The organism is Rhodococcus tibetensis (assembly GCF_024438035.1).
GTDB classification, from domain to species: Bacteria; Actinomycetota; Actinomycetes; order Mycobacteriales; family Mycobacteriaceae; genus Rhodococcus_F; species Rhodococcus_F tibetensis.
Window position 1 is genome coordinate 127,419 of record NZ_JANFQF010000001.1, and the last position, 11,483, is coordinate 138,901.

Consider the following 11,483-nt stretch of genomic DNA (forward strand, 5'->3'; position numbering starts at 1 on the left):
GGCATGGAGGAGGGTGGAGTAGACGGCCCCGATCGTTGGCGGAGCGCCGGCGAAAGGATCGACGCCCTCCTGGATGCCAGTTCGGCGGGTGGCGCGGTTGCCCGAGAACGTGCCGAGCAACTCGTCCGGGAGGTCGTCGAGCTGTACGGCGCCGGCCTGCAGCGGGTGCTCGAGATCGTCGCCCAGCAGGACGGCGCACTGGTCGACCGGCTCGCCGCCGACGAACTCGTCGCCAGCCTGCTGTTGGTCAACGGTCTGCACCCTCACGACGTCGAGACGAGGGTGGCCACAGCGCTGGACAGTGTGCGTCCGTATCTCGGTTCGCACGGCGGTGATGTCGAATTGCTCGGTGTCGCCGAGGGAGTGGTGCAGTTGCGTTTGACGGGCAGTTGCCAGAGCTGCCCGTCTTCAGCGGTGACTTTGGAACTCGCCGTCAAGGATGCCGTGTTCGCCGCCGCGCCCGAGACGGTCGACATCGAAGTGGTCGGCGCGAAACCCGAGGCCGGGTCCGGGCTGATCGCGACGGAGTCGTTGTTCTCGCACGTTCATGCTCAGGAGTCGGGAACCGGGGCGTGGGTGTCGGCGCCCGACATCGCTGACCTCGCGTCGGGGGAGGTCGGCGGGTTCTCGCTCGCGGGGTTGCCGGTGCTGGTCTGCCGGATCGGGGAGCAGCTGTTCGCGTTCCGTGACCGCTGCGCGGCATGCACCAACTCGCTGGCCGGGGCCACCCTGCAGCGGCGCGCCGGCGGCAAGGTCGGAGACGCCGTGCTCCGCTGCCCCACGTGCCGAGCACATTTCGATCCCCGGGGCGCAGGAAGGCGACTCGACGGTGACCCCGAGGCCGAATCCCTCGCTCCATTGCCGGTTCTGGTACGCGACGGCGTGGTCTCCGTGGCGGTACCAGCCGCGGAGGTGGCGTGATGGGTGCGTCCGGAAAAGGGTTGAGAATTCTGCAGCGCATCGCCTCCGAACGTCCGCGGATCATGGAAGGCGAACGGTGTGACATGTGCGCCGTCCCGATCGCCGACGCGCACCAGCACGTGGTGAATGTGGCGGAACGACACCTGATGTGCGTGTGCCGTGGATGCTATCTGCTGTTCACCGACGAAGCGGCGGAGCTACGTTTCCGTGCGGTCCCCGATCGCTATCTGTCCTTCCCGAACTTCGCACTGGCACCGGGTCGCTGGGACGAACTGGAGATTCCGGTGGGGCTCGCATTCGTGTTCCGGAACTCCGCCCTGGGCAGGACGATCGCGTTCTATCCCGGACCGGCCGGAGCGACCGAATCGGAACTTCCTCTCGCCGCCTGGGACGACGTGCTCGCCGCCAACCCGGCGCTCACCCAGCTTTCGGCCGATACCGAGGCGCTGTTGTTGCGAGTACCAGAGCGCGGCGGCGAGCCCGAGTGTTTTCTCGTCCCGATCGACGCCTGCTACCAACTGGTGGGGGAGCTTCGGCGGCTGTGGCGAGGTTTCGACGGCGGGCAGGATGCCCGCCGCGCCATCGAGACGTTCTTCGACACGGTGCGGGCGCGTAGTCGCGTCGCGAAGGAGCCGTCGTGACCGAGCTGTCGTTCGACGTCGTGGAGGTGCTCCCCGAACCGTACGCCGTAGTCCCCAATCTCACTGCGCGCCTGCGGGTGGCGGAGACGACGGGTGCCGTCGTGCATGCCATGGCCGTCCGGTGTCAAGTGCGTCTCGATCCGCAGCGCCGCCGGTACACCGACAAGGAGGCCGAAGGGTTGCTCGACCTGTTCGGTCCGCGGGCGCGGTGGACAACCACCTTGAAGCCCTTCCAGTGGATGGAGACCAGCACGGTGGCCCAGGGTTTCACCGGGTCGACCGTGGTGGACCTTCCTCTTCCGTGTACCTACGACTTCGAGGTGACGGCATCGAAGTACCTACACGCTCTCGAGGACGCAGGATCGCCGATCCCGATGACGTTCTTGTTCAGCGGCACCGTTTTCACCCGGGGAGTTGCCGGATTCGGTGTGGAGCGGATTCCCTGGGACCGGGAGGCCACCTACGAACTGCCGGTGACCGTCTGGCGGGACCTCGTCCAGGCGCATTACCCGAACACGGGCTGGCTACGCCTCGACCAGGACACGCTTGCGGCGCTCGCACGGTACAAGTCGGCGCACGGTCTGATCGGGATGGACGTCGCCGTCTCGGACCTGCTGCAGGGAGCCGGGGAGGTGATCGCGTGATCTCCCCGGCGTCCCTGCAGCGCGTGCGTGCCGTCGCGGACGCAGTGCTCTACGAGGGCTACCTGCTCTACCCGTATCGTGCGAGTTCGTCGAAGAACCAGTCTCGATGGCAATTCGGGGTAGTGGGCCCACCGGGAGCGGTGGACGCCGGCGTCGGCGAGGAATCTACGATGTCCTGTTCGACGTTGTTGCGGGCGGCCGGGGATGCGGCCGTCGGCATCACCCTTCGGTTCCTGCAGCTTCAGGTGCGGGGCGTGGAGCGGGTAACGGATGCAGCGGGAGCCGAGTTTTCTCCCGTCGACGAACTGACGGTCGACGGGACCAGTTGGATCAGTTGGGACGAGGCCGTAGAGCGTGAATTCGACCTGGGCGCAGTGGGTCTCGGCGAGAGTGCGGGTGGCCGCCGTCTCGACGTCCAGGTCGATGGGGGTTCCGCGGTGGAGGAGCTTCGTGCTGCGGACGGGTCGCTCGCAGGTCGAGTGGTGCGTACCCGGTGGCCGGCGCACGCCGTCGTGACGGTGAAGTGCGAGGACAGTGACGGGTTCACCCGGCTTCGGCTCGAGGTGGAGAACGTCACTGCCACCGAGTCCGGTCTGAACCGGGACTGCGCCATCCGGCAGTCGCTGATCGGTGCTCATCTGATACTCGCGGCAGAGGGCACGGAGTTCGTGTCGCTACTCGAACCCCCGGCTGAGGCCGAGCACCTGGCGTCCGCATGCGAACAGCACCGGTGCTATCCCGTACTCGCCGGCCTCCCGGGTGAAACAGACCTCGTGCTGGCGTCACCGATCATCTTGTACGACCACCCGGAGATTGCGGAACAGAGTGACGGTGCGCTGTTCGATGCCACCGAGATCGACGAGATCCTCACTCTCCGCATCATGACTCTCACCGAGGAAGAGAAGCGACAGGCCCGGGCCACCGACCCGCTGGCGGCGCAGATCATCGACCGCTGCGACGAGATGTCGCCGTCGACGCTCGCACAGATGCACGGCATCCTGCGGAATCCGCATCTGCCGGACATGGGTCTCGTCCCGGAACTGACCGATGACGTGCCATGGTGGGATCCGGAGGCGGATACCGCGGTCCGGCCGGACGTCGACGGGGTGATCGTCGACGGCGTGCGGGTCACCAACGGCAGCGTGGTGCGTCTCCACCCGTCGCGTCGCGCCGACGCCCAGGATTTGTTCTTCGCCGGGCAACTCGCCCGGGTCGTGACCGTCCACGCCGACGTGGACGGTGACACCCATATCGGCGTCGTGCTGCAGGACGACCCGGCGTCGGACATGCACGAGTGGTACGGACGGTATCTGTACTTCGCCCCCGATGAGGTGGAGCCCATATCGACGGACACCGGAAAGGATGAACAGTCATGAAGGTTCTCGGAGAGGTCACCACGGCCGCGTTGGCGATGCTGGCGGTTGCCGGCGTCGTGGCGGCGGTTGTCTCGCTACCTGACATCAAGCGGTATATGCGTATCCGGCAGATGTAGGTGTTCCATGACGGTGGACAGGCGAGTTCTTGTTGCCGGGGTGGGCAATATCTTCTTCGGAGACGACGGGTTCGGCCCCGAAGTGCTGCGTGGTGTCGCGGCCAGGTCATTGCCGCCGGGTGTCCGCGCTGTCGACTTCGGCATTCGGGGAACGCATCTGGCCTACGAACTGCTCGACGGGTGGGGTGCTCTACTCCTCGTCGATGCCGTTCCGAATCGCGGTGCTCCCGGCGCGCTGAGTGCCGTCGAAGTGCAGGCCGACTCGGTTCCGGCTGCCCCCCTCGACGCGCACAGCATGGATCCCGGCGCCGTCTTCGCGAGCCTGCATGCGCTGGGCGGCGCCCTCCCGCGCACGGTGGTGCTCGGTTGTCAGGTCGAGAACACCGAGGAGGGCATCGGACTGTCGGCACCTGTCCAAGCCGCCGTGGGGCCTGCCGTCGACGCGGTGTTCGACGTTGTGGACCAACTACTGAACGTCGGTGCCGCCCTGCAAGCGGAGGGGAAGGAGGGTTGAATCATGTGTCTCGGTATTCCCGGCCGTGTGGTGCGCATGCTCGAGGGGTACGGCAACCAGTTGGCTCTCGTCGATGTGGTCGGTGAGGAGCGGCGCGTGAACATCGGCATGCTCGACGACGATGTGCACCTGGGGCCAGGCGACTGGATCGTGATCCACATGGGGTTCGCCATGGAAAAGGTCGACGAAGCCGGCGCCGAGAAGGCGATGGCCGGACTCGAGCTGATGGGGCGAGCCCGGACCGCCGACGCCGGCCAGAAGTAAAAGACCTCCTCTTCCGGTGTCATTGCATCAGTGTGTCGTCGCTTCGAGGACCCTTCAGGATGACGGGGACTCCCTCGTAGGCATGCAACGTCACCGGGAAGCTGTGGAGTTCGTCGACGGTTCCTACAGCTTCGTCGGTGAAGAGGTTGTACGCGGCCGCGCCGGCGGGTAGATACTGCGATTGGACAGTTGCGGTTATTTCCTCGGAGGTGAAGTTCAAGACCGTCACCTGCGTGCTCATGTCAGCGAGCTGGTGCACCATGACCAGCAACCCCTTGTGTGAGACCGTGGGTACATCGATCTGAACGGCTGTCGCTATTCCGAAGCGGTTGCGGACATCGATGATCTGAGACAGCTTGCAAGCGAACGATTCCCGGTCGCCCAATTGCTCGGGCAGGGTGCCGTAGAGGCTGGTGGCGCGCGGAATCCCGGGGTCCGATCGGGTGGCTTCCGGATTGACACCCATGAGGTCGTGGGCGCCGCGGTTGATCCACCTCGTGTCCCCTTCGCGCACGAGGTCGGCCACTTCGTCGACCGGTACCGGGAGCAGTCCGCACAGATCCCAGCCGGACAACGCGAACACCCCGGGCTGTAAGGCGTTGTACATCGCGAGCAGTAAGTGAGCGCGCTTGACCATGGTGATGTCATCGGCAGTCATGCGGTCGAGGTCCCGGATTCCGAGCGTGGCCGTGATGACACTGGCTGTGGTGCAGGCAATTCCGTTGGTAGTGAAGGTCCGGTTGTACGGCGCCCAACGTCCGGTGAGACGCTCGCACAAATCTCTGCGGATGCGGTCGCCGAGATGGGATCCCTTGATCGGTTCGCCGCCGTAGACGAATTCATCGTCTTTGTGGAGGGTGGCGAAGTGCACCAGTTCGAACGTCAACTCGTCGTGGTTTTGCAGCGCATGGACGAGTGATGCGGTATCGACGCCGTGATCGCGCGCGAGATTCATGGTCAAGCGCAGAAACTCGGTGTTGCCCATGACGAGCGCATGGTGATAGGCGGGCCGGTTGATGAAGTCGTACGACAGATCGGCGCCGCTGGTCCCCATCTCCTTGATGTCGTCGATGGTGAGGTTCAACTCTTGGAAGGTGAAACCGCCCATTTTGCGAACGATGCTCGCGATCAGATGGTTGGCCGCTTCCGACAGTGGATGCCCTTCCGACCATCCAGGTCCCTCTGTTCGCCGTTCGACCCCGAGGAAGCCGTTGGCGTCGAGCCGCAGGGCGCCCGCCCCGAGGTCGGCCAGTGAATGGCAGGCGTCTCCGATCACCAGGCGCATACCCGCGAAAGAAGGATCGAGCCAGTTGATGGAGGGTTGCCCGGCCTTGAAGTAGTGCAAGTACACCCACCGCCGGTCGGTACCGTCTACTCCGGTGACCACCGGGGTGACGCTCCAGTTCGTTTCCTTGACACCGAGTTCGTAGAAGATGACGCGTTGAAGTTGGCCGATGATGTAGCCGGCACGCGCCAGCTGGGCTTCGGTTTCGGCGTCGATGTTGACCGAATCCCGGCCCTCCGGCACGCGGGGGAGCAGATGCCAATCCGGGGGCTCGATCTCGATCATGTGGTAGATCCCCGGATAGTCGGCATACGCCATCTCTGCCAGGCGGAAGTCAGCACCTTTGCCGGTGTGGCCCGGGACGATGTCGTCGATGACGGTGCCGTCATACGCTGCGGCGACGACACAGAGGCGCCGGAACTCTTCCTCGGTTCCGAAGGCGGCGTCGATCTGCATGCTTATTCTGTCGAAATGGCCGTCCACCGACGGGGTGGATTGCCAACCGTTGATTCCGCCGGCCTGCTTGACGGGGCCGGTATGGACTGCGGTGACCCCGATCTGCGAAAAGGCTTGCCAAAGTGCTTCATCGCCGAGGGAGGCCAAGAAGCTGGCGCCGGGAGCAGTGATGATCGAGATGGGATACGCGGTGAACCAGACAGGAGCACGCTCGACAGCCGCTCGCGGGTTCGGATCCGCATACGGGTTCTGCCACATGCTGCCCTTACCGGACAGTTGCTCGGCGATCTTGGTTGCGTCGTGGAGGATGGACTGTCTGATCAGCCAATCGACATAAGCTGGATTGGACGGGTGCGCGTCACCGGACTGGGTGTCCACGCGTGGGCTGCGTCGCACGGACGGACGTAATGGTCGTGGTCGTGCTGGGTAGAACTGCTCGTCGTAACTGACTTCACTGGGCTCATGATGGACCTCAGGGTTCATAATCCTCCGTCTGTTTCTCGGTAAGCGAGTACCCGTCGATGGTGACGCACAATCGACGGGTCTCAGACGGGACCACGGTGCGGGACGAGACCGTGACCGACCCAGCGTTCTATCGGAGGATCAGAGGGAGGTGGCGCTTGTGTACCGATCGAGTGTCAATGGGCATGACCGGATGGGAAGTGGACAGATCCATCGCTACCTACGCAACCTCCCTGAACCGGGCCGCTGCCGAAATAGACACCGTTGGATTGTCCGCTGCCGTTCGGGGGTGCCGTTCCGACTCCGGCGCCGGCGACCCCGATGGTCCCACACGAGTAACTATTCTGATCGTTCGAGTGGACGTTCAGTTGCGTGCCGGGATTGTGTGGGTCTCCGTGAAGGGTAGGTCCCGCCGATGCGACGCCGGTGCCGAGTGCGACAGTAATCGAGGCCGCCGCAATAACCGTGCGCAGTACAAAAGTGTTCATCTCTAGATCCACCTCTGGTCCAATTTTGCCGGCTTCCCCAGACCGGTTCGGTGATACTGGGCTTCCCCCACTCTTCGGTGTTTCGTTTCGATAAAACAATCATCATCCGAAACGCGCGCGGAATCATCCCCCTGCGGGCACGAAAGCAGCGGCAGGATTAGAACTCGTTTGCGCAAGCGGATGCCGCGGCGGCGCAAGTCAGCGCTCGAGGGCAACGCTAGTGCTCCGACCGGGCACGTGGCGTGGCCGCTACTTGGTGCCGAAGATGCGGTCGCCTGCATCCCCGATCCCGGGGAGGATGTATCCGTGTTCGTCGAGCTGGCGGTCGACGGAGGCGGTGTAAATCGGGACGTCGGGGTGGGCATTCTGCAGGACGGCAATGCCTTCGGGGCAGGTCACCAGGCAGACGAACTTGATCGTTTTGGGGCTGCATTCCTTCAGCCGCTCCACCGCCGCCACGGCGGAGTTGCCGGTGGCCAGCAACGGGTCGACGATCACCACGTCGCGCTCGTGCAGGTCGCTGGGCATCTTGAAGTAGTACTCCACGGCTCCGAGGGTTTTGGGATCGCGGTACAGACCGATATGGCCCACGCGCGCGCCCGGCACAATGGTCAGCATGCCGTCCAGGATGCCGGTGCCCGCGCGCAGGATGGAGACGAAGACCAGTTTCTTACCGTCGATGACCTTGCCGGTCGTAATTTCCATCGGCGTCTCTATTTCGATGTCCTGCATCGGGATATCGCGAAGAACCTCATAGGTCATCAACGCGGAGATCTCATTCGCCAGTCGACGAAAGCTGTTGGTGGAGGCATCCTTACGGCGCATCATCGTGAGCTTGTGCTGCACCAGTGGGTGATCGATCACGTGTACTGTGCCCATGTATCCGTCCTCGTTTCGCTTCAGAAGACCGTGCCGTCGCTGACGATGGACAGCGGTGGCAGCCCACCTCTCGTGCGCTGCGACAAACTGCGACCCGCAGCCCAGGTGCCGCCTTCCAGTACGCAGGCCAGCGGCATCTGTTCCGCGTTCGCGCCGAGTCTCTCGCGCACCAGGGGGGCCAGTTCGTCGAGGAGGGCTACCGTGAGCGCGCGCCACTCCACCACCACTTCGTCACCCGCCGTCCAGCGACGCGCGGCCCAGGCCGGATCGTGCAGACGTAGTACCCCGGTATCGAGCAGGAGACCGCCGTTCCGGTATTCGGGCAAGCCGGTCAGCGCGTCCAGCCCGACGACCCGCACGCCTGCCCACTCGAAGGGCTCGAGCAGCGAATACGTCAGCCACTGCGACAGCTTGTGGAACGGAACCCAGCCTCGGGTCAGGCCCGGGCCGACCACCGCCTCGTGGCGCCAGCAGTCGCCCAGGGGTTGGGTCCCGATGGTGTTGCCAGCCGGCCAGATGCCCGACAGCGACACCAGAACGTGCGACAAAATGTCATGTGCCGCGACTGTCGCAGTGCCCGCACCCCGCTGCGCAACCAGCACGTCGAAGAGGCTTCCCGGCCGCCCGCGGGGGCCGAACACCTCGGGCTGCGCGGAGAGCGCTTCGCCCAGTCGGCGCAGCAGGAGCACGCGACCTTCGAGGCCTACCAACGGATTGGACGAGCCGGCCTGGAAGAACTCGGCCAGCCGGTCCGTGACCAGGCCGCGCAGTGCGGCTGCATCGACCTGCAGCGAGTGTTCCGCGTCGCTCGAGAACAGGCCACCGAGAAACGCGTGCCAGCTCGCGACGCCCAGCCCCTCGGAACGGGCGAAGCGCTGCCCGCTGGCCGCCTCGTCGTAGTGCCAGTCGGGACCTGCCCCGGCGTCGAGCAGCACGCTGACCACGGCCAGGTCGATCATCGCGCGGGCGCGGTCCTGAGTGTCCAGACCCGACAGCCGTGCATCGAGCTCGGCCTTGCGGTTTACACCGCCGGCCTCGAAATGGCGCCAGCGGCTGTGGTACGGGATTGCGAGGTCGGGATAACGCGCACGTGTCACATCCACGACCTCGGTCGCGGCCGTCTGCAACGCATCGTCGTGCACACTGAACCAGTGCGAATCGCCCTCGCGCGCACGGGACAACAGCAGTTGCGCGCGCTCCCGCACGGCGGACGTGGTGCGCAGAACCGCGGCCGCATCCTCGGCCCGCCGGGTGTCGAGGTGGGGGCCGATGCCGATCACGCTCATCCGTCCAGCTCTCGGCCCTTGACCTTCGCCAACTCGTCGGCGTCCGGCACCACACCGGGAGTGAAGTAACCGGCCGCCATCTTGGCGTCGATCTCCACACGCGCGTCGGCTGGAATCAGATCCGCGGGGAGGTCCACTCGCTCCCCGACCTCGATGCCCGAGCCGGTGATGGCGTCGTACTTCATGTTGCTCATGGAAACCAGGCGGTGGATCTTTCGCACGCCCAGCCAGTGCAGCACGTCGGGCATCATTTCCTGAAAGCGCATGTCCTGCACGCCTGCCACGCACTCGGTGCGGGCAAAGTACTGGTCCGCGGTATCACCGCCCACTTGGCGTTTGCGGGCGTTGTACACCAGGAACTTGGTTACCTCACCCAGCGCGCGGCCCTCCTTGCGGGAGTAGGACACCAAGCCCACGCCGCCGCGTTGCGCGCCCTCAATGCACTCCTCGATCGCATGCGTGAGGTATGGGCGGCAGGTGCAGATGTCCGAGCCGAACACGTCGGAGCCGTTGCATTCGTCGTGCACGCGCGCGGTCAGCTCCACCGCAGGATCGGCCAGATCGCGAGCGTCACCGAAGATGTACACGGTCTGCCCACCGATCGGCGGCAGGAACACCTCGAGGTCCGAGCGCGTCACGAGCTCGGGGTACATGCCGCCGGTCTCCTCGAACAGCACGCGGCGCAGATCAGTCTCGCTGCAGTGAAAACGCTCCGCCACACCCGGCAGGTGCCAGACGGGTTCGATTGCCGCCTTGGTGACCAGCGCAGCGCCACTCGGCAGCAGGAAGCGGCCGTCCGGACGCAGGCGGCCCTTCTGGATGGCCTCCATGACCTCCGGCAGGATCACGTGAGCTTTGGTGACGGCGATGCTGGGACGGATGTCGTGACCGGCCGCCAGTTCGGCGCCGAAGACCTCCGCCACCGTGGCACCCCACGGGTCCAGGCTCACGATCTTGCCGGGCGCGCTCCACTGCGGGTACGGGCCGATGATGTTCGTGGGCGCGGTGTTGGTGAGGTCGGCCTTGTGGTTTCGCGACAGCGCGCCCGAAGCCACCGCCAGTGCCCGGTAGATGCTGTAGGAGCCGCTGTGCGTCCCGATCACGTTGCGGTGGGCGCGGTTGGTGGTGGTGCCGACCACCGGTCCGCGCTCGGCCGCCGTGGGTGCTCCCCAATGGATCGGCAGGGCCCCGATGCCGCCGCTGTGCGAAGTCAATCGGATGTGTCCGGTGGCGGTTTCGGGCGTGGCAGGCGACGGCGTGGTGGGGACGACTTCAGCGGACATGACGTTCCTCCGTAACGAAGGCCCGGCGTCAAGGCATGCCGCCGGGGCGTATCTCCCGCGCCGGATGCTGCCGGCCACCGGAGACGCAAGCATAGCTATTTACAGCGGTGATCGCGTGCCGTGCATGTCCATCGGACCGGTGTGACAGCCGGATCGACGAGTCGACGAGGAGGCGGTGCCGCTGCCGGCGCCTCCGGTGCTTCGAGGGTGGTGGGCCCTGAAGCCGACGGAACTACCGAGAACTCGCCCACTCGTGCGGCATCGCCGCGGCTTGGACATCGGCGGTGCTGGGCAACGCTGGTGCGGCGTGGCACGATCGAGCAGGTGACCAGCAGACCCGCCTCCGCGCAGCACCTGCAAGACCTCGCACGGCTGCGCCGCGTTCGTGACCGGATCGACAGGGAGTATGCGCAGCCGCTGGACGTCGAGGCGCTCGCCCGCGGCGTGAACATGTCGGCCGGGCACCTCAGCCGCCAGTTCCGGCTGGCCTACGGCGAGTCGCCGTATTCCTATCTGATGACGCGGCGTATCGAGCGCGCGATGGCACTGCTGCGTCGTGGCGACCTCAGCGTCACGGACGTCTGTTTCGCGGTCGGGTGCGCGTCGCTGGGTACCTTCAGTACTCGCTTCACCGAGTTGGTCGGTGTTCCGCCCAGTGTCTATCGCCGCGATGCGGCGCAGACGACGGCGGGGATGCCGTCCTGCGTGGTGAAACAGGTGACCAGACCGATCAGGAATCGAGAAGCGCCGGCCCCGGAGCCGCAGCTAACGTGACTGCCATGGGCATCACCATCTCCGCACACTTCCTTCCACGCGGCGACCTGGATGCCGCTCTGACCTGCACAGACGGTGCCGAGTAGGTGCCCGC

At 65.4% G+C, this 11,483-nt stretch carries 12 protein-coding genes; 8 read left to right on the top strand and 4 right to left on the bottom strand.

The annotated features are described in order from the left end of the window. The first annotated feature begins 3 nt into the window (after positions 1 to 3). The 7 genes from NOF53_RS00670 to NOF53_RS00695 are packed head-to-tail and all read left to right on the top strand — an operon-like array spanning position 4 to position 4,476. The gene (locus NOF53_RS00670; protein WP_255965045.1) at positions 4 to 921 is read left to right on the top strand and encodes a NifU-related iron-sulfur-binding protein; all 918 of its coding nucleotides are present in this window, start codon (positions 4 to 6) and stop codon (positions 919 to 921) included. Beyond that, the gene (locus NOF53_RS00675) at positions 921 to 1,562 is read left to right on the top strand and encodes a DUF5947 family protein (protein WP_255965046.1); all 642 of its coding nucleotides are present in this window, start codon (positions 921 to 923) and stop codon (positions 1,560 to 1,562) included. Before NOF53_RS00670 ends, NOF53_RS00675 begins: the two co-directional genes overlap by 1 nt. Continuing rightward, complete coding sequence (locus tag NOF53_RS00680; protein WP_255965047.1) at positions 1,559 to 2,206, top strand: DUF6084 family protein; 648 nt, start codon at positions 1,559 to 1,561, stop codon at positions 2,204 to 2,206. The genes NOF53_RS00675 and NOF53_RS00680 overlap by 4 nt, the downstream gene beginning before the upstream one ends. After that, positions 2,203 to 3,582 carry a hypothetical protein gene (locus tag NOF53_RS00685; protein ID WP_255965048.1) on the top strand — a complete coding sequence of 460 codons (1,380 nt, stop codon included), beginning with the start codon at positions 2,203 to 2,205 and terminating at the stop codon, positions 3,580 to 3,582. Before NOF53_RS00680 ends, NOF53_RS00685 begins: the two co-directional genes overlap by 4 nt. Next, the gene (locus NOF53_RS27845) at positions 3,579 to 3,698 is read left to right on the top strand and encodes a DUF6893 family small protein (RefSeq protein ID WP_374212551.1); all 120 of its coding nucleotides are present in this window, start codon (positions 3,579 to 3,581) and stop codon (positions 3,696 to 3,698) included. Before NOF53_RS00685 ends, NOF53_RS27845 begins: the two co-directional genes overlap by 4 nt. A gap of 7 nt (positions 3,699 to 3,705) precedes the next feature. After that, complete coding sequence (locus NOF53_RS00690) at positions 3,706 to 4,212, top strand: hydrogenase maturation protease (protein WP_255965049.1); 507 nt, start codon at positions 3,706 to 3,708, stop codon at positions 4,210 to 4,212. 3 nt (positions 4,213 to 4,215) lie between these two features. Further along, entirely contained in the window at positions 4,216 to 4,476 is a 261-nt protein-coding gene (locus tag NOF53_RS00695; RefSeq protein WP_255965050.1) for a HypC/HybG/HupF family hydrogenase formation chaperone, read from the top strand. Positions 4,477 to 4,495: 19 nt separating this feature from the next. On the opposite strand, the gene treS is transcribed toward NOF53_RS00695, so the two are convergent. The 4 genes from treS to NOF53_RS00715 all read right to left on the bottom strand — a co-directional run bounded on the left by treS (position 4,496) and on the right by NOF53_RS00715 (position 10,615). Then, positions 4,496 to 6,700 (bottom strand): maltose alpha-D-glucosyltransferase, encoded by a 2,205-nt coding sequence (gene treS, locus NOF53_RS00700; RefSeq protein WP_255965051.1) that lies wholly within the window; start codon positions 6,698 to 6,700, stop codon positions 4,496 to 4,498. Between the two features lie 716 nt (positions 6,701 to 7,416). Further along, the gene (gene upp / locus NOF53_RS00705) at positions 7,417 to 8,046 is read right to left on the bottom strand and encodes a uracil phosphoribosyltransferase (RefSeq protein WP_255965052.1); all 630 of its coding nucleotides are present in this window, start codon (positions 8,044 to 8,046) and stop codon (positions 7,417 to 7,419) included. 20 nt (positions 8,047 to 8,066) lie between these two features. After that, complete coding sequence (locus tag NOF53_RS00710) at positions 8,067 to 9,332, bottom strand: URC4/urg3 family protein (RefSeq protein ID WP_255965053.1); 1,266 nt, start codon at positions 9,330 to 9,332, stop codon at positions 8,067 to 8,069. After that, positions 9,329 to 10,615, bottom strand: a complete 1,287-nt coding sequence (locus NOF53_RS00715) for a GTP cyclohydrolase II (RefSeq protein WP_255965054.1) — start codon at positions 10,613 to 10,615, stop codon at positions 9,329 to 9,331. The genes NOF53_RS00710 and NOF53_RS00715 overlap by 4 nt, the downstream gene beginning before the upstream one ends. Before the next feature lie 324 nt (positions 10,616 to 10,939). On the opposite strand from NOF53_RS00715, the gene NOF53_RS00720 reads away from it, so the two are divergent. Next, positions 10,940 to 11,389 carry a helix-turn-helix transcriptional regulator gene (locus NOF53_RS00720; protein WP_255965055.1) on the top strand — a complete coding sequence of 150 codons (450 nt, stop codon included), beginning with the start codon at positions 10,940 to 10,942 and terminating at the stop codon, positions 11,387 to 11,389. Positions 11,390 to 11,483: the final 94 nt, after the last annotated feature.

Coding starts and splice junctions, on each gene's coding strand:
- treS (WP_255965051.1), bottom strand. CDS start 6,700: ATGAACCCTGAGGTCCATCATGAGCCCAGTGAAGTCAGTTACGACGAG.
- NOF53_RS00675 (WP_255965046.1), top strand. CDS start 921: ATGGGTGCGTCCGGAAAAGGGTTGAGAATTCTGCAGCGCATCGCCTCC.
- NOF53_RS00715 (WP_255965054.1), bottom strand. CDS start 10,615: ATGTCCGCTGAAGTCGTCCCCACCACGCCGTCGCCTGCCACGCCCGAA.
- upp (WP_255965052.1), bottom strand. CDS start 8,046: ATGGGCACAGTACACGTGATCGATCACCCACTGGTGCAGCACAAGCTC.
- NOF53_RS00670 (WP_255965045.1), top strand. CDS start 4: ATGGAGGAGGGTGGAGTAGACGGCCCCGATCGTTGGCGGAGCGCCGGC.
- NOF53_RS27845 (WP_374212551.1), top strand. CDS start 3,579: ATGAAGGTTCTCGGAGAGGTCACCACGGCCGCGTTGGCGATGCTGGCG.
- NOF53_RS00690 (WP_255965049.1), top strand. CDS start 3,706: ATGACGGTGGACAGGCGAGTTCTTGTTGCCGGGGTGGGCAATATCTTC.
- NOF53_RS00710 (WP_255965053.1), bottom strand. CDS start 9,332: ATGAGCGTGATCGGCATCGGCCCCCACCTCGACACCCGGCGGGCCGAG.
- NOF53_RS00695 (WP_255965050.1), top strand. CDS start 4,216: ATGTGTCTCGGTATTCCCGGCCGTGTGGTGCGCATGCTCGAGGGGTAC.